Here is a 16,421-nt window from a genome sequence, read left to right as displayed (position 1 = left end):
GGCAGAATTTTCTTGACGCTGTCCGGAAAATGGCATATGATGAAAGAAGCAACAGGTAATCCCAAAGAGGAGAGAAAGGAGCGTCTGAACTTATCATGATTCTGAAGCTGAAAAAGGATATGAAGAAGCAGGTCAAGCGCGTGAACAAAGAGATGGAGAAGCTTGGCAAGAAGTTTGGCAACAAAGAATATGACACCAATGTCGTATTGTTGAAAATGGATCAGCTTGACAGCGAGCTGAAGGCCCTGCGGGAAGCCGTGAACCGGGAGAAAGAGCGGGCCTACATAGAGAAGATGGGCGGCATCCTCCCGAAGAAGCCGTAAGCCGCCCACAGATTTTATCGTCACAGAACAGCCCAAAGCCATTGTCACATTCAGATACATTATGCGGCAATGGCCTTGGGCTGTTTTTATCCGGCATGCTGCCGGTCTGCTGCCAATAGCCATCCTCAGGCCGGGCGCAGCGATGGTATTTCAACATTTTCGTGGCATAGGCAATGTCCGGGGCGGACACTGTCCCCTGTCCGTTGATATAGCGGAATACCCGTCTCCTGTCAATCCGCTTTACTTCCATATTCGTTCCCCGCGTCTGATTCGTCTCATACTCCTGTATTTTATAAAAGTATTTTCTTAAATATGGCATCCTGAGAAAGAAAACACAAGCGTAAGTATGCTATTTTCCGTCCAGCCGGACCGCCTCGTCCGCCAGCGCAAGCATCCTTTCGTCATGGGAAATGAAGAGCATGGTGCCCCTGTAATCCCGTATGAATCCCTCCAGCCAGGAAAGGGCCTTCTCGTCCAGGTTGTTCCCCGGCTCGTCCATGAGCAGGATGTCCGCTTTCCTCAGCAAGGCCCTGGCAATGGAAATCTTCTGGCGCTCCCCTCCGGAGAGCACCTCCTGATCGTCGGAAATCTCCCTCTCCGCCAGTTCCTCCAGGCCCACCCTGCGGATCGCCTCCCGGATTTCCTCCTCCCCCGCGTCCAGCCTGCCCAGCCGGACATTTTCCCATACGGTGCCCTGGAACAGATAGGGCGACTGCTCCACATAGGCGCACTTTTTCCTCCAGCTGTCCATGGAAATCTCCCGCAGCTCCATCCCATTGACCCGTATCCCGCCCCGGTATCCGGGATACAGCCCGCACAGAAGCTTGATCAGGGTGGACTTCCCGCTGCCGTTCCTGCCGCAGACCGCCGTCCTGGCCCCGATCCTCACCTGATGCCGCAGGCCCGCAAACACCTCTTTTTCCCTGTAGGCGAACCCTGTCCCCTCAAAGGTCAGGCTCTCCACCCTCCGGATGTCCGCTCCCTCCATATCCTCCGCATCCGTATAGAACAGGGAAATCCGCTTCACCAGGTTCCCGCACAGCGGAACGTTCTTTATGATCTTCACCGCATAATCCATGGCTGCATTGAAGATATAGTAATAGCCGCTCATGGCCACGATGGCCCCCACGGACAGGCCGCCGAGGGATACCGCCACCGCGCCGCTGACCAAAAGGAGCAGGAGGCATACCGTGTCCATCTGCGCCGTGACCTGATCCACTCCGGTCTCGCAGGCCGCCTTCGGGGCGAAGACCCTCTTCCTGTAATCCCCCATGGCCCTCTCCAGCCTTTTCAGGAACCCGCCCTGCAGCCCGTACAGGCATACCTGCACCGGTTTCTCCACCATCTCGCTTTCCAGATTGCGTATCCCCGACTTGCATTCCCGCTCCTGCAGGTCATATCTTTCCAGGTTCTTCCGCATGGCCAGGGGCAGGAACAGCTTGATGAGGCAGACCCCGAAGACCACTGCGGCAAACCACCCCAGCGTCCGAATGGACCAATACAAGAGACAGGCTGCCACAAAGGGCAGGGAAATCCCCCACGTCATCAGGTTCACCCAGGTAATCCCAAGCTCTGTCTGGTCATCCTCCAGGCGGTACTGGGCCTCGCTCCCCCGGATGCTTCCCGCAGCCTCATAGGTCTTTCCCAGGAACCGCTCCAGAATGCGGCAGCTATGCCCCAGAGAGGCCTTGAACATGGTCACCTCCCCCAGCACGGAGAACAGCAGCGGCAGGACGATCGACAGGCTAACGCTCACCAATATCCTCCGCAGATCGGCCATCCCCTCTTCCATGCTGCCTCCCAGCGCGTAATCCGCGAATCCTCCCAGGACAGTGGCGGAATAAGTCTGCAGCACCTCCCTCGCCACCGATTCGGCGGCGTAGAACAGCACGGGAATCCAATACATCGCCAGGCAGTCCCGGCATATTCGAGTAAGGTCTTTTTTACTGGAAATCTTCTCATTCATGGTACAACCGTCCTTCCCGCAGCCTGAAGCGGCAGCCCTCCAGTCCGTCAAACAGTTCGTCATGGGTGATGATCACCGCTCCGCCCCGGCGCTCCTTCAGCAGCTCCAGGAGCGCGGCTTTCCCGGCTCCGTCCAGATGGTTGGTGGGCTCGTCCAGGAGCAGGAGCCTTGGGGAAAGGGCGAAGGCCAGGGCAAGGAACACCTTCTTCCTCTCCCCCTGGGACATCTGGCTTATCTTCCTCTCCCGGAGCAGGGCGCTGTCTGCCCCCAGCCTTTCCGCGTTCCGGCGCAGCCGCTCCCTGTCCAGCCCCTGTCCGGCAAGGCCCTCCTCCACGCTGTCATACATCTCCTCCGGGGTCAGTTCAAAGGCGGGATCCTCCTGCAGCAGATAGAAAAACGCTGCCGGAAAGCATTCTTTTCCAAGCTCCCCCGGATGCCTGTCCCCAATCAGGACGGTGCCCTCCCGGGCTTCCTCCATGCCCGCCAGCAGCCGGAAGAGCGTGGATTTGCCGATTCCGTTGGGGCCTCTCAGGATGTTTATCTTCTCCATGTCCATTTCCGCCAGGGGAATCGTCAGCAGGGATTCTTCATAGGAAAACCGAACGCCCTCCATCCGGATCCTGCTGCCCTCCCAGGCTCCTCTCGGGCCGACTGTCGGGCCATCCGTCTGCCCATACCATTTCAGGATACGCTCCTGGGCCAGGTCCGCCATGGCGAACCTGGGCAGCGTCTCGAAAGCCCTTTTCACAGCGCCATAGATGCCTGTGGAGAGGGCGATTGCCTGCACCCCGGCATCCACGGAGAGAAGACCGCCCAGCAGGAGCAGACCGATGATGCAGTATGTGCCGTATTTCAGGACATTGTCCAGCAGGGCATACATGCCCGTCTGGGAGCGGTTGGCAAAGACGGACTCGTTGCCGATCACCCAATACCGCTTGTATATTTCGTTCAGCTTCCCCAGCCACCAATCCTTCAGCCCGTATAGCTTGATCAGCAGGAAGCCCTGAAAGGCCGTGATGATGAAATTCGTGATATCCCCCTCTATCCTGCGGCATTTGTCATAGTTCACCTGGAGGTACTTCCTCACTATCAGGGGAGGGATGACCTGCAAAAGGGAAATCCCCAGAATGATGGCCCCTGCCAGCGGGCTCAGCCACAGCAGATACGCGCCGAAGAGCAAAGTCTCCGCTCCCGCAGCGGCCATGCCAGGCCGGTCCGTCATCAGCCTCTGCGTCACCGTGACGAGGTCATTGCTGAAGTTCTCCAGATTGCCGCCCAGGCTGGAGCGGTGCAGGAGATGCAGCGGATTTGCATAGAACTGTCTGTACAGCTTAAGCCTGCAGCGCTGTTCGGCCTCCAGTACCTTTTGCTTCTGCGCGGTCTGGAGCCTGACCTGGAGCAGCAGGAAGGCCGCCAGCAACGCCAGAAGCGCCGCGGCAAAGCCCGCCACCGCCTTTACTTCCCCCGCCACCGCCCTGGTGACCACCCGGGCAATGAGGACGGGCATCAGGATGCCGTAAGGGATATGGGTGAGGTTCACCCATAGGGAGAATCTTTCCACCCCTTGCAGCTTTTCCTGGTAAATGTATGTTTTTCTTTTCCCCCTGAACATTTTGTCTCAACTTCCTATCCTGTTTTTTTCTGCTGATGGGCAATATTGCCTTGACGCTTCACATGGCAGCTCATTTCGGCTGCCGCAGCTATCATGAAACCATACTGGATTGCAAATGCCGTCAGCATTGGCGCCACTTTAAAATGCGCAGAATACAAGTGTTGCCTTTTCTTTTATATTAGCGTTTTCTCCTTTTTGGTTCAATAGAAAGAACAGTTCGGTAGCATTTGATAGAAAACAGCGAAAAAAAGAAAGAGCCGCTCTACTGCAGCCCTTTCTTTTATAACCTATATTCCGTTTTATTTCATACGTTTTGCTGATTCTGATAAATAACCTTGCGTATGGTATGCTCTGAGAGGCAATATTTCCCCGCCAGATATTCCACTGTAGAACCATTGCCGTACTCCGCCAGAATCTCCCTGTTTCGCTGCCTCAGATTTTCCCGGCAGCCGGACAGTTCCCCCCAGCATCTGTGCCGCGCTTCATCTGCAGGGACATAGAGATATCCGCCCTGTATGTAGCGCTGGAGCTCTTCCACCAGTTCCTGGGGAAGAAGCGTTTTTGCGTTTATATATTTCATTGCAGGCTCCCTTCTTGACAATGTCTTCAAGCGTCAAGCCAGCAATCAATAGCGACTAGCTGCCCTTGTCTAAATCTAAAATCCTCCGGCAACCTTGTACGCCATGCAACCGTCGCTACCTACTGGCTTTGCATGGGCCCGCATATCGTTTCCCTCCGCTGCTCATGAGATTCACCTCCCCTGTCATAAAGGCAGTCCCTGAATTCAAATCATCGCTTCTATATACAGGGATATTATCTCATACTTTTTCCGAAAAGGAAAGAGGAACGAAAAGATATCTCAGGATTGTGAATGTCCGTGAAATATAGTATTATAAAAACATATACTGCATAACGCCAGAATTTACCGTACTACACTGGTTAAACGCATATGGCTGGCGTTATGCAGTCGGGTTACTCGGAAATTATAACTGTTAAGCAGCATAAATCAGGATGATATCTAGGAAAGCCGGAAAGGAGCCGACATGAACACAACCGCCAAGTTGCCCATCGGTATTGAGGACTTTGAGGATATCCGCAGAAACGGTTTTTACTATGTAGATAAGACTGCCTTGATAAAAGATCTTTTGGAGAGCTGGGGAGGCATAAACCTGTTTACACGTCCCAGGAGGTTCGGCAAATCCCTCAATATGAATATGCTGAAGTACTTTTTCGAATATGGCTGCGATTCGCAGCTTTTTGAGGGGCTTGCCATCAGTGCGGAGACACAGCTTTGTCAGGAATACATGGGAAAGTATCCTGTCATCTCCATCACCCTAAAGGACATATGCGGCAATGACTATAAAACTGCCCTGGAAATGCTTCGCTCCGTCATTGGCAGAGAGTCCATGCGCTTTCAGTTCCTGTTGGGCAGCGATACGCTTACCGCCCAGGAAAAGGCCGCCTATGAGCAGCTGATTACCATAGACACCACCAACCGGCAAATGTTCAGCATGTCCAATGGAGCGCTTGCCTCCAGCCTGCTGACCCTTTGTGATGTTCTTCATAAGCATTACGGACAGAAAGCAATTCTTCTGATTGACGAATACGATGTACCGTTGGACAAAGCGCAACATTTCGGTTATTATGACGAGATGGTCAGTTTGATCCGCAGTTTTTCAGCCAGGCGCTAAAAGGCAACCACAGTCTGGCATTCGCGGTGCTGACAGGCTGTCTGCGCGTATCTAAGGAGAGTATTTTTACCGGATTGAATAATCTGAAAGTATTTTCGATTACAGATACGCAGTCCGATGATAAGTTTGGCTTTACCCACAGCGAAATCGGGGCCATCGCGGAAAAATTCCAATGTACCGACAAGCTTTACCTCATCAGGGAATGGTACGACGGATACCGTTTCGGCAATGCGGATGTCTACTGTCCCTGGGATGTAATCAATTATATCTACCTGCTGCGCTCGGAGCCGGATGCGCTTCCAAAGCCTTTCTGGATCAATACCAGCGGGAATGACATCATACGGAATTTCGTCCAAATGGCAAAGGCGGGCACCAGGAAAGAATTGGAACGGCTGATTGACGGAGAGACGATTCCGAAGAAAATCAACCAGGAGCTGACCTACCAGGATCTCTATACCTCCATCGACAATCTCTGGAGCATCCTCTTTACCACCGGCTATCTGACACAGCGAGGCAGCGAGGATGGGGAGACTTATAATCTGGCCATACCGAACCTTGAGATACGGAAAATCTTTATTGACCAGATTCTGGCATGGTTCCAGCAGGAGGCACGAAAGGATACGCCCACGCTGGACGCATTCTGCGAGGCATTCGCCAACGGGGATGCGCAAGCAGTGGAGAACCAGTTCAACGCCTATCTTTCCAGGACAATCAGCATCCGGGACACAGGCGTGCACAAAAGCAAAAAAGAGAACTTTTACCACGGCATCCTCCTTGGGCTGCTGAGCCACCAGGAAGACTGGTACATCCGCTCCAATGTGGAATCCGGGGACGGCTATAGCGATATCCTCGTGGAAATCGAGGAAAGGGGCATAGGCATCGTGATAGAAGTGAAATATCCGGACAGCGGGAAAAAGCCCGCAAACAGTGAAAAAATCTCTACGAACAACAGCGCACCCCCAAATAAGATTCTGGAAAAAGGCTGCAGGGAAGCCCTGCAGCAGATAGATACAAAAGGCTACGAAGATAAGCTGCGCCAGGACGGCCTGGAAACCGTCCTGAAATACGGCATCGCCTGTAACAGGAAAAAATGCAGAGTCATGTTAAAAATTTCATAGAATACCCGGACACTTCCATTATCTGGACCGAATCTCCTGCCGCATGAACGATACGTAGGAAATGGCGAACACCACCAGCATCAGCGCAGCCAGCCCGGTCAGATGGGGCCATACCAGAAGCAGGCTCTGGCCCAAGGTCAGGTTGCTGGAGATGGCACCGCTCAGCTGCGCCACGGTGACCGCGTTGATGGTCCTGACTCCGGGATTCAGGACAGTGCCCGCCGCCTCCGCGAACAGATAATAGGGCGAAATCCGGTTCAGGTTCAGCTCACAGGTATAATTCTTGTATTCGTTTATCATGGCCTGCATGTCATTGCCGCTCACAGGGTAGAGCGCGTCCGCCACGATTCCCGCCAGCAGACTCACGAAGATGGCGCAGAACAGCCATACCGCGATACAAGCCAGCGCCGAGGTGGCCGCATGCCGGCACACCGTGGAGAACAGGATGGCCATGGCCAGCCAGAACCCGATATAGACCACGCAGAAGCATAAATAAATGAACACTCTGCAGATCTCCTCCCCGGAGGGAATCAGCCCGGTGGCAATCAGCCCCACAGAGGCAATCAGCAGCCCCGAGGCGAACACCATCACCGCGCTGATGAAAAGCCCCGCCAGGAACTTGCTGATGATGATCTGGTCCCGATACAGAGGCTGGCTCACCAGGCGGTTCAGGGTCCCCTCCGTCCGCTCGCTGTTGATGGCGTCAAAGCCCATGAAGATGCCGATAAAGGGCCCCATCAGCGCCATCAGGGAGTTGTAGGAGGGGATGGAGTTGGCGCTGACCGTGAACAGCTTCAGGAACAGGAAATCCGCCGCGGTATTCCCATTTTCGATGGACTCCGCCAGGCCCGACACCGCCGCGTAAAAACCGGACACGGTAATCAATGCCGTCAGGAAGATAAATAGAATCATCCGCCTGCTGTTGATGAATTCCTCCGTCTCTTTCCGGAACAGTACCCGGAGCACATGGTACTGCCTCTTCCCGTCCGTTTCCCGGGCCGCTTCCTTTCCCAGGCCCGCACCCCTGGACTGCTCTGGGAGGCCATTCGGCTCAATCCTTTGAAGACTTATCTTTTTCAAGCTTCTCACCTGCCTTTTCAAAGTATTTCCGATATATCTCGTCCAAATCGCTTCCGGCCTGCCGCAGATGCATGATGGTATAGCCCTCCTCCGCCAGCTTCTTCGACAGGGCTCTGCGCAGGTCAAAGACGGAATGAATCACATACATGTCGCTGTTCTTCTCTATGTCGATTACTCCCTTGACCTCTTTCAGCACCCTCTGGAGCCCTACATTGTCCGGGTAGACCGACAGTTCAACCGTATTCACGCCCTCGTGGCTAATCTGCTCTCCCAGCTCCTCCAGGGTCCCGCAGGCCACCATCTTCCCTTTGACGAAGATGCCCATGCGGTCACAGACCCGCTGCACCTGGTACAGCTGATGGGAGGAAAGGAGAATCGTCCTGCCATCCCGCTCCGCCAGATCCCGAATCAGCCACATCAGCTCCCTTACGCCCTCCGGGTCTATCCCCAGGGTGGGCTCATCCATGATGATGATGTCCGGGTCTTTCATCAGCACATCGGCGATGCCCAGCCTCTGGCGCATGCCTCTTGAATAGGTATTTGTCTTCTTGTCCGCAGCCTGGGTCATATTGACCCGCTCTAAAAGCCGGTCGATCCGCTCTTCCAGCTCTTTCCCGTCCAGGCCGTTAATCCGGCCCATGAAGCGCAGGTTCTCCCGACCCGTCATGGTACCATAGAAGCCTACGTTGTCCGGCAGATAGCCCACGGCCTTTTTCACCTCTAAAGCGCTCCGGGTACAGTCCAGCTCATGAATCATGGCTCTACCCCCATCCGGCTCGGTGAGCCCCAGGAGCATCAGCGTGGTGGTAGTCTTGCCTGCACCGTTAGGCCCCAGCAGGCCGAATACCTCGCCCCCACGGATTTCCAGGTTCAGATGGTCCACGGCCACAAGGTCTCCGTAGGTCTTGGTCAGGTTTTCCGTCCTTATGACTATTCTATTGTCATTATTCTTATCCTTTTCTGCTTTTACCACAGCCGCTCCATCCGCTGTAGTATCTTTATCCTTTCCAAAGGTTCCCCCTGTCTCGGGAAACCTCCTCTCCTCAGAAGATACCATATCCTACCTCCTGCCGTATTTCTTCATGATTATGTACAGGCCTCCCGCCACTGCGATAATGATGACCACGGCGAAGATGCCCCAGCCGGTCTGCGTCTTCACCGTGACGCGGAAACTGGCCTGGGCGGACTGATTATCGCAGGAGGCGCTGATGATGGTAGCGTAGTCGCCTGTGAGGGAATCCTTGCCGGGGGTCACCTGGGCGATGACCTCCTTTGAGGCGCCCGCCTCCAGAGTATCGATGACACTGCTGTCAAAGGAGACTTCCCAGCCGGTGGGTGCAGTGGCCACCAGATTGATATTTTCCAAAGTGATATTTCCGCTGTTGGTCAGCTTCAGGGTAACTGTGGATTCCTTGTTCGCGAAAGCGTCAAAAGAAAGACGGCTATCCGCAGTAGACAGTTCCAGGCTGTAAGTGCCCAGAATCTTCACATTCAGCGCGGTGGACAGCTGCTCCCTTGCGGATGTGGCCGCGCATTCGACCTGGTAATCCCCCGCATCCACTTTCTCCGGCGGTGTCACGGTAATGGTCACGCTCTTACTGCTGCCGGATTCGACCTCCAGGCTGGATACCTGAGTGCCCTCGCTGCTAAACGCCACAGTCCATCCCGTCGGCGCGTTGGAGGAGAAATTATAGTTCTGGGTGTTCAGGGTATTGTTGGCAATGGTAGTGGAATAAGAAAAGGAAGTCCCCGATACGCCCTCCTGATCCGGATACTCCACATAGAAATTACTCTCCCCGGACTCTAAGCTGCTGACTGTCAGCGCTATGACCAAATCATCCTCAAAGCCCCCGTCGGATGCCGCATGCAGCACGATTTCATAGACTCCGTCCGCCGTGTCAGAGGGGACCGTGGTCTGGAAAGTGGCGATGGTGTCCTCTCCCTCTCCGCTGGCATGCACTCTGGTCACCTCATAGCTGCCGCTTTTGAAAAAGCCGGTAAAGCCATCCGGCATAGAGGCCACGGACAAGTCCACGTCCGAACCTGCCGCGTTACCGCCGGACAGGTGCAGATTGAAGCTTAAGGAATCCCCTGCGGTCACATGGATGCCGGGATTGTCCGTGTAGAAATCAAAGCCCTCCGCCGCGCGCGCAGGCAGCGCGGCAAGGCACAGCCAGAGAACCGCCACGGCCGCCATGGCCATGGCGATAATGGAATCATGGGGTCTGGAAAGAATTTTTCGTTTCATAATAGAGAACCTCCCTGTTGTTGTTTTATATGGATAACGATACCAGCCATGCGTGAAAAGTTTATGGGGATTCGGTGAAAAAAGTATGTTTGAAGTGTGAAAATTCTGTGTTCCATTGACTTTTCCGACTCAGACATTATAATGACATTACAAGCCTGAAAGGGCATCCGCATAAAGATTTAGAATCAAGAGTAGTGTAAATTCTCCATTGTAATGTCAATAATAATCTATTATACTGGTAAATGTAAAAAAGCAGTTGAGACATCGCAGATGACTGTATGATTGCGAACCGGCATTTCGCTGTAAAAGGAGAAAAATGATATGGTGTTGGAGAAATTGGCTATTTCTAATTTTAAGATGTTTGAACGCTTAGAGTTGATTTTTGAGCCGGGGTTCAATTTGATTCTGGGAGATAATGGCGTTGGAAAGACCACCATACTTGAAGCTGCTGCGGTCTTTTTGTCTGGCTTTTTAACAGGGATGGAGGATGTCCCAGCGCGTAACATTTATAAAGATGATGTCAGGTATCAGATTGTCAAAGACGGCAACGGCAATCCTAACAAAATATACTGCAATCCTACAGAAGTGTCCGGCGTATTGGGATATGCCGGAGCAGATTACCCATGGAGCAGAACAAAAAAAGATGCAACAGGGGGAAGCAAAACTACAATCTATCCCAAAGACATCGTTCCTGTGTCGCAGAAGCTGGTAAATGACATAGAGGGGAAAACATGGCCTCTGATCAGCTATCAAAGCGCATCCAGACATTGGATTCTGGCAAGAAGCGATGCATATGAAAAGAAAAGGAAACAGCTTCATGACAGGCGCTGTGGATACCTCGGCTGTATGGACAAGGCGGTGAATATGCAATCCATTTATGATTGGTGTAAACAGATGGAATGGAGCAGTGTAAAAAACCGTCATCTTCCCGAGAATTATAGGGTTTTTGGGGATATTATATCAAAATTTATGAGTATTATGAATGACGGCAGAGTCAGTGAGGTGTTTTTCCATCCGAATATCGAAAAGCTGCTATATAGGGAAAACAATGAATTGAAAGAGATAGAGGATCTCAGTGCAGGATATCAGTCTGTTCTGAATCTTGTAATCGACCTGGCATACCGTATGTCCATTTTGAATCCGGATGCAGGAGAGGATATTCAGAATGCGGAAGGCGTTGTGCTGATTGATGAAATTGATTCTAACCTGCACCCTAAATGGCAGTGGCGGATAGTGGAAGCGCTTATGGAGACGTTTCCCTATATACAGTTCATCGTTGCGACACATTCGCCTATTATTGTGTCGTCCTGCAAGGAGGTAAACATCATCAGTATCGATGAAACGCAGAATATTCAGTATTTGGCAGCGAGCTATGCTTTTTCCGTCAATGAGATATTGAAAGATATGCTAGGCTATTATATGCGGCCGGAAAAGGTGGAAAAACGAATCGAGAAGTTTGAAGAGCATATGGATAAAGAGGAATATCCTGAGGCCAAAGATATTTTGATGGAACTTATCGCAATTTTAGGAGAAGAACATCCCAAGGCGATAGCATTGAAGTCTGAATATGAAACAGATGCGGAGGAATAGTGGAGTGATTTATATCCAAAAACGCCGGACGCCGGATGTGGTAAAGAGCAAAGCCGCGGAAATCATAAACACTCCAGACAGCGGCTATGCATCAATCAGCCTGCCCGAAGACACAAAGCAGCTTCGGGATTTATTTGATAAAATGCCTAAAGATGAGATTAGAAGAGCGCTGTGTAAAGAACAGCATGGACTATGTGCATATTGCATGAGAAGAATAGAACCTCGATATGACTCGACAAAGATAGAGCATTATATGGCGTTGTCAGAAAGCAAACAGAAAGCCCTGGATTATCAGAATTATTTGGGGGTCTGCTATGGCGGGGAAAGAGATGAAAGAGGAAAGGTATATGTTCTGTGCTGTGATGCAGCAAGGAAAGAACATGCCCTTACTATCAATCCTTGGAACAAAAGACAGATGGAAGCGATAGGATATAAAAGAAATGGAGAAATATTTATACGCAGCGATAAAGGGCTGGATGCTCAGCTGGTGATGGACATGCAAACGGACTTGGATAAGGTGCTTGTTCTGAATGGAATGAAAAATGCAGAGGGAAAGGTAATTTCGGATACAGCTTCCAAGTTGATTGCGGTTCGAAGAGGGATATACGATAGCGTATGCAGCCAGTTCGAGCGTTGGGATAAGAAAAAATGCCTGAATAAAGATTTTCTGAAAGGAAAAATTGAGTATTTGGAAAAGCAACTTCAAGGTGATGAACTGGCAGAGCCGTACATAGGAGTGAGATTATATTTTTATAGACAAAAATATAATAGGCTGAAATAGGAGGGGATGCTGGGCCTCCCTTTTTTCAGGTTGGGAGCGAGCCACTGATTCATTTCCGCTTTCCAATAGCCAGCTGTTCGATTATTTCACCTCATTTGCCGGAAAAGCACAATGCCCTGTCGCAATTCTTCTCCAAGCTGCTGCTTACGCAATACATTTATTTTCATTTCATGCAACAAAACCGGCCTCCCGGCAGTCTAATAAATTAGACTCCATTATATGCAACTTTGATGCAAAAATGATGACCTTTTGATGAAGCTCTTTCGTATGCTGGAAACAGGATTTTACACACAGGAAACGGCTGTGCTCTCCCGGCCTTGCGCCAGAGAGATTTCGGCCGGAAGAGCGCAAGGAGGTAACGGCCCGCATGGGATTGTCAGATCTGAACTTTATATTCCGCTTTCTTCCCATATTTTTGCTGGTTTACTTCCTGTGCCCTGTAAGATTCCGGAACCTGGCGCTCTTTTTGGCCAGCCTTCTTTTCTGCGCGCTGAGCAGCCCCTCCGGGGCGGTGGTGCTGACAGCCTCCGTCACCGTGAACTATATATTGCTGCGCGCCATGGAATACAGGCAGAACTCCCCCTCCTGGCGGAAAGCCTGGCTGGCCGGGGCAGTCCTGTTCCATGGGGGACTTCTGGGATATTACAAATACATAGCTCCGGCCCTGCCGCCCGGCATCAGCTTCTATACCTTTACCATGCTGTCCGCAGACATCGACGTCTACCGGCGGGCCCAGCGGCCTCCCGGAAGTTTTCTGGAGCACGGAACCTTTGCCGTCATGTTCCCCAAGCTGCTGTCCGGGCCCATTACGGAATACCATGATACCATCGAACAGGTGCGGCGGCGGAAAGTAAGCGCCAAAGGCATCGAATACGGCCTGTCCCTGATGATCGCGGGGCTGGCTTTCAAAATCCTCATTGCGGACACAGTGGGCATCCTCTGGCATGACATACAGACCGTGGGCTTTGAGAGCATTTCCACGCCCCTTGCCTGGATGGGCGCCGCCGCATACTCCGTGCAGCTTCTGTTCGATTTCCAGGGGTACAGCCTCATGGCCATAGGATTGAGCAGCATGCTGGGTTTCCGGCTGCCGCAGAATTTCGACCATCCCTACCGCTCCCGAAGCATCAGCGAATATTACCGCAGATGGCATATCTCGCTGGGGCGGTGGTTCAGGGATTATCTGTACATACCATTGGGCGGGAGCAGGAAGGGCACGGTGCGGACGGCGCTGAATCTGCTGGCGGTGTGGCTGGTGACAGGCATCTGGCATGGAGTGACCCTGAATTTCCTCCTCTGGGGGCTGACGCTGGGTTTCTTCATCGTGACGGAAAAGCTCTGGCTGGGAAAGATTCTGGACTCCCACAGGCTGCTGTCCCGCCTGTATGTGTGGTTCCTGATTCCGCTGACCTGGGTGATTTTCGCCGTCACGAATCTGGAGAGCCTTGGAATCTATTTCACGCGGCTGTTCCCTTTCCGGGGCGGCGGCATCGCCGTGAACGCAAGGGATTGGATCCTCCACGGGAAGAAGTATCTGGGTTTCTTCCTGGCGGCGCTTGCGGTCTCCTGCCCGGCGGCAGATTATTTATGGAAAAAATACTGGAATACGCTGGCCGCAAAGATATTGCTGTTCGCCCTGTTCTGGGTGTGCGTATACCGGCTTGTGAATGGATTGCATAATCCGTTCATGTATCTGAGTTTCTAAGGAAAAATGACATATATGTCAGGATGAACGCCCGCCAAAGGCGGGAAAGGGGCATGGACATGAAGACACGAAAGTATATGACACCTTTATTATCCGCCATTGCGGCCAGCATGCTGTGCGCGAACATTGCCGCAGCTGTCAGCGCCCATGGTATATATCAGAAGTTCGACACGGACGGCTGGGGACAGCCCATCATCTCCGTGCTGATGCAGGGGCTCTCCCACCACGGATCTGCCTGGGAGCCCGCGGACAGAGACGCAAAGGACAGCGCTCCCGCCCTGCTGGCCTCCAGTCAATTGAGCACCGGGGAGATTCCCGAGGTTCTGGCCGGGCAGCCGGAATCGCCGGTCTCTGTAAGCGTGTCCGGCAGCGGCTCTGGCGGACAGCATAACCCGGGAGGTACCGGCTCCGGAGGAGCCTCAGCCGGACAGCAAAGCCCGGGGACGGACAGTTTCGGCAACAATTCCGACGGACAGCAGGCTACCGGAAATGGGCAGCAAGGTTCAGGCGCGGGCAGTTTGGGTAACGGCTCCAAAGGACAGGAGGGCTCCGGGGAGACGGTTCCCGGCAACGGACAGCAGGCCGCAGGGACAACGGCCTCCGGCAGCGGACAGCAAGGTTCAGGCACAGGCAGTTCCGGTAACGGCTCCGAAAGCAATGCCAACGGCAGGCCAAACCCCGATGCAGACAGCACAAACAATAGTTCCGCCAATGTGCAGAATACAAATCCCGCCGTTTCAGATGCGCCGCAGAATCCGGATTCCGCCGCTCAGACAGATCCTGTGCAGTATGCTTTCACGGAAGTGACGCAGGATTACTTTGACGATGCCCTGTTCATCGGCGATTCCCGGGTGACGGGAGTGGCCCTTTATTCCGGCTGGGACAACCTCACTTATTACGCGGAGGGCGGCATGACCATCTATAACATGCTCCAGTCCAAGACCGCCCAGGTGGACGGCCAGACCCTTTCCATAGAAGAGGCGCTGCAGAAGCGTTCTTTCGGCAAAATCTATCTGGAAATCGGCATCAATGAAATGGGCACGGGCACTGCTGACACTTTTATGGAGGCCTATGAGGCCGCCGTCGCCCGGCTGCAGGAGCTTCAGCCGGACGCAATCATCTACGTCTGCGGCATCATGTATGTCGAGCAGAGCAAGTCGGAGTCCGACCCGATTTTCAACAACCCGGCTATCCAGGAGAGGAACGAACGCATCGCGCAGCTGGCGGACGGGGAGAGTATCTTCTATCTGGACATCAACGAAGTCGTCACAGATGAGACCGGCAATCTGAATCCGGACTATACCTGGGACGAAGTCCATCTGCTGGGCAAATACGATGTCCTCTGGCTGGAATATTTCTCCAGCCATGGCATCACAAAGGACAATGGCTGACTATAGAATGACCGGGCAGCAGCAAAGAAAGGTTATCCTCTTTGCTGCTGCCCTTGGAAACCGGCTACTGTCAAATATTCATTCGGGAGAATTGCTTTCACTTCTGACATTTTGTAATCGTCTATGTTCCTCGTCACAATATATTCAGCTCCATATGCCACTGCACACTCCATCTGCAGGCAGTCCTCAAAATCCGAAAAATCCTCATTCTGAGGCCCCTCCAGTATCTTCCCCTTGTCTATCCCCTCCACATCAAAAATCAAACACAAGTCGGACAATACTTCCCTGCGCTCTTTCACACTGTAATCTTTCCTTAGTATATAGAACAAATTCGAGACAGAATGTGCCGCAATACAGCCTTGGGCCTTTCCCTCCGTACAGGCAGCGACAATCTGTTCTGCATCTTCATAAAAGGGTTCTCTTGTCAGAAGATAGTCCAATAATACATTTGTATCAACCAGAATCCTACTTGCCATATTTTTCTTCCCTATAAGAAGCTAATTCCGCGTCATAATCTGTAATAGATCCCTTTCTGCGCAATTTCTCCAATCTGGCAAAAGCTTCTTTCCTTTCCGATTGATTGTCATTGTACAGGCCATTTACGCCTTGCATAATCTGCAGGATAAAACCTATCTTGTCTTCTGGTATCTTTTCCAATTCCCTTATCGCACTCTGCCTTAATGCTGTCATAATACACCCCTTTCCAGAAGCCTGACCATCCCTTGAATCTGCTTTCATATGCCATCTGCGGCATTATATAAACGGCATTTAGTTTTTGCCAGTCGCATAGCAAAGCCAGTCATGCCGTTTATCCGGTTTTGGGCAAGATTTAATCGCTACATATATAGATTAAATTTTCATTTCCCTACTGCATTTTTATTGATGTCTCTTATGGTATCTCCATTATACTTAATAT

Annotated in this window: 15 protein-coding genes; 7 read left to right on the top strand and 8 right to left on the bottom strand. The window is 52.3% G+C overall.

All coding sequences use genetic code 11. The annotated features are described in order from the left end of the window. The first annotated feature begins 95 nt into the window (after positions 1-95). Positions 96-323: a hypothetical protein gene (locus tag NFS35_RS04690; protein WP_251205988.1), complete on the top strand. Its 228-nt coding sequence runs from the start codon at positions 96-98 to the stop codon at positions 321-323. Between the two features lie 349 nt (positions 324-672). Here the strand turns inward: NFS35_RS04690 and NFS35_RS04685 are convergent, their stop codons facing one another. The 3 genes from NFS35_RS04685 to NFS35_RS04675 all read right to left on the bottom strand — a co-directional run bounded on the left by NFS35_RS04685 (position 673) and on the right by NFS35_RS04675 (position 4,481). Then, positions 673-2,289, bottom strand: a complete 1,617-nt coding sequence (locus NFS35_RS04685; protein ID WP_251205987.1) for an ATP-binding cassette domain-containing protein — start codon at positions 2,287-2,289, stop codon at positions 673-675. Continuing rightward, a complete protein-coding gene (locus tag NFS35_RS04680; RefSeq protein WP_251205986.1) occupies positions 2,282-3,901 on the bottom strand; it encodes an ABC transporter ATP-binding protein in 1,620 nt (539 codons plus the stop codon). Before NFS35_RS04680 ends, NFS35_RS04685 begins: the two co-directional genes overlap by 8 nt. A gap of 304 nt (positions 3,902-4,205) precedes the next feature. Then, complete coding sequence (locus NFS35_RS04675) at positions 4,206-4,481, bottom strand: CD3324 family protein (RefSeq protein WP_251205985.1); 276 nt, start codon at positions 4,479-4,481, stop codon at positions 4,206-4,208. A gap of 463 nt (positions 4,482-4,944) precedes the next feature. On the opposite strand from NFS35_RS04675, the gene NFS35_RS29215 reads away from it, so the two are divergent. Both NFS35_RS29215 and NFS35_RS29210 read left to right on the top strand, forming a co-directional pair. After that, positions 4,945-5,592: an AAA family ATPase gene (locus NFS35_RS29215; RefSeq protein WP_330640021.1), complete on the top strand. Its 648-nt coding sequence runs from the start codon at positions 4,945-4,947 to the stop codon at positions 5,590-5,592. A gap of 74 nt (positions 5,593-5,666) precedes the next feature. Continuing rightward, the gene (locus NFS35_RS29210; protein WP_456298424.1) at positions 5,667-6,710 is read left to right on the top strand and encodes a PD-(D/E)XK nuclease domain-containing protein; all 1,044 of its coding nucleotides are present in this window, start codon (positions 5,667-5,669) and stop codon (positions 6,708-6,710) included. Positions 6,711-6,728: 18 nt separating this feature from the next. Here the strand turns inward: NFS35_RS29210 and NFS35_RS04665 are convergent, their stop codons facing one another. From NFS35_RS04665 to NFS35_RS04655, 3 genes are read right to left on the bottom strand one after another with little or no spacing between them, the layout of a single operon-like run. Further along, complete coding sequence (locus tag NFS35_RS04665) at positions 6,729-7,790, bottom strand: ABC transporter permease (protein ID WP_251205984.1); 1,062 nt, start codon at positions 7,788-7,790, stop codon at positions 6,729-6,731. After that, positions 7,762-8,847 (bottom strand): ABC transporter ATP-binding protein, encoded by a 1,086-nt coding sequence (locus NFS35_RS04660; protein WP_251205983.1) that lies wholly within the window; start codon positions 8,845-8,847, stop codon positions 7,762-7,764. Before NFS35_RS04660 ends, NFS35_RS04665 begins: the two co-directional genes overlap by 29 nt. 3 nt (positions 8,848-8,850) lie before the next feature. After that, the gene (locus NFS35_RS04655) at positions 8,851-10,038 is read right to left on the bottom strand and encodes a COG1470 family protein (RefSeq protein WP_251205982.1); all 1,188 of its coding nucleotides are present in this window, start codon (positions 10,036-10,038) and stop codon (positions 8,851-8,853) included. A 321-nt stretch (positions 10,039-10,359) separates the two neighbouring features. Here NFS35_RS04655 and NFS35_RS04650 point away from each other — a divergent pair, with 321 nt between their 5' ends. From NFS35_RS04650 to NFS35_RS04635, 4 genes are all read left to right on the top strand, one after another. After that, positions 10,360-11,628, top strand: coding sequence for an AAA family ATPase (locus NFS35_RS04650; RefSeq protein WP_251205981.1), 1,269 nt, complete (start codon positions 10,360-10,362; stop codon positions 11,626-11,628). A 4-nt stretch (positions 11,629-11,632) separates the two neighbouring features. Next, on the top strand, positions 11,633-12,409 hold the full coding sequence (locus NFS35_RS04645; RefSeq protein WP_251205980.1) for an HNH endonuclease family protein: 777 nt from the start codon (positions 11,633-11,635) through the stop codon (positions 12,407-12,409). Between the two features lie 367 nt (positions 12,410-12,776). Beyond that, entirely contained in the window at positions 12,777-14,114 is a 1,338-nt protein-coding gene (locus NFS35_RS04640; protein ID WP_251205979.1) for an MBOAT family O-acyltransferase, read from the top strand. 53 nt (positions 14,115-14,167) lie between these two features. Then, positions 14,168-15,505: a GDSL-type esterase/lipase family protein gene (locus tag NFS35_RS04635; RefSeq protein ID WP_251205978.1), complete on the top strand. Its 1,338-nt coding sequence runs from the start codon at positions 14,168-14,170 to the stop codon at positions 15,503-15,505. A 32-nt stretch (positions 15,506-15,537) separates the two neighbouring features. Here the strand turns inward: NFS35_RS04635 and NFS35_RS04630 are convergent, their stop codons facing one another. Both NFS35_RS04630 and NFS35_RS04625 read right to left on the bottom strand, forming a co-directional pair. Further along, complete coding sequence (locus tag NFS35_RS04630; protein ID WP_251205977.1) at positions 15,538-15,981, bottom strand: type II toxin-antitoxin system VapC family toxin; 444 nt, start codon at positions 15,979-15,981, stop codon at positions 15,538-15,540. Continuing rightward, positions 15,971-16,243: a UDP-N-acetylenolpyruvoylglucosamine reductase gene (locus tag NFS35_RS04625; protein WP_251205976.1), complete on the bottom strand. Its 273-nt coding sequence runs from the start codon at positions 16,241-16,243 to the stop codon at positions 15,971-15,973. The genes NFS35_RS04630 and NFS35_RS04625 overlap by 11 nt, the downstream gene beginning before the upstream one ends. Between the last annotated feature and the right edge of the window lie 178 nt (positions 16,244-16,421).

The sequence above is a fragment of the Acetatifactor aquisgranensis genome (genome assembly GCF_943193215.1).
GTDB lineage: Bacteria > Bacillota > Clostridia > Lachnospirales > Lachnospiraceae > Acetatifactor > Acetatifactor aquisgranensis.
The sequence above is the reverse complement of the archived record's forward strand: the minus strand, read 5'-3'. Positions and strand labels throughout refer to the sequence as shown.

Coding starts and splice junctions, on each gene's coding strand:
- NFS35_RS04690 (WP_251205988.1), top strand. CDS start 96: ATGATTCTGAAGCTGAAAAAGGATATGAAGAAGCAGGTCAAGCGCGTG.
- NFS35_RS04685 (WP_251205987.1), bottom strand. CDS start 2,289: ATGAATGAGAAGATTTCCAGTAAAAAAGACCTTACTCGAATATGCCGG.
- NFS35_RS04680 (WP_251205986.1), bottom strand. CDS start 3,901: ATGTTCAGGGGGAAAAGAAAAACATACATTTACCAGGAAAAGCTGCAA.
- NFS35_RS04675 (WP_251205985.1), bottom strand. CDS start 4,481: ATGAAATATATAAACGCAAAAACGCTTCTTCCCCAGGAACTGGTGGAA.
- NFS35_RS29215 (WP_330640021.1), top strand. CDS start 4,945: ATGAACACAACCGCCAAGTTGCCCATCGGTATTGAGGACTTTGAGGAT.
- NFS35_RS04660 (WP_251205983.1), bottom strand. CDS start 8,847: ATGGTATCTTCTGAGGAGAGGAGGTTTCCCGAGACAGGGGGAACCTTT.
- NFS35_RS04655 (WP_251205982.1), bottom strand. CDS start 10,038: ATGAAACGAAAAATTCTTTCCAGACCCCATGATTCCATTATCGCCATG.
- NFS35_RS04650 (WP_251205981.1), top strand. CDS start 10,360: ATGGTGTTGGAGAAATTGGCTATTTCTAATTTTAAGATGTTTGAACGC.
- NFS35_RS04640 (WP_251205979.1), top strand. CDS start 12,777: ATGGGATTGTCAGATCTGAACTTTATATTCCGCTTTCTTCCCATATTT.
- NFS35_RS04635 (WP_251205978.1), top strand. CDS start 14,168: ATGGACATGAAGACACGAAAGTATATGACACCTTTATTATCCGCCATT.
- NFS35_RS04630 (WP_251205977.1), bottom strand. CDS start 15,981: ATGGCAAGTAGGATTCTGGTTGATACAAATGTATTATTGGACTATCTT.
- NFS35_RS04625 (WP_251205976.1), bottom strand. CDS start 16,243: ATGAAAGCAGATTCAAGGGATGGTCAGGCTTCTGGAAAGGGGTGTATT.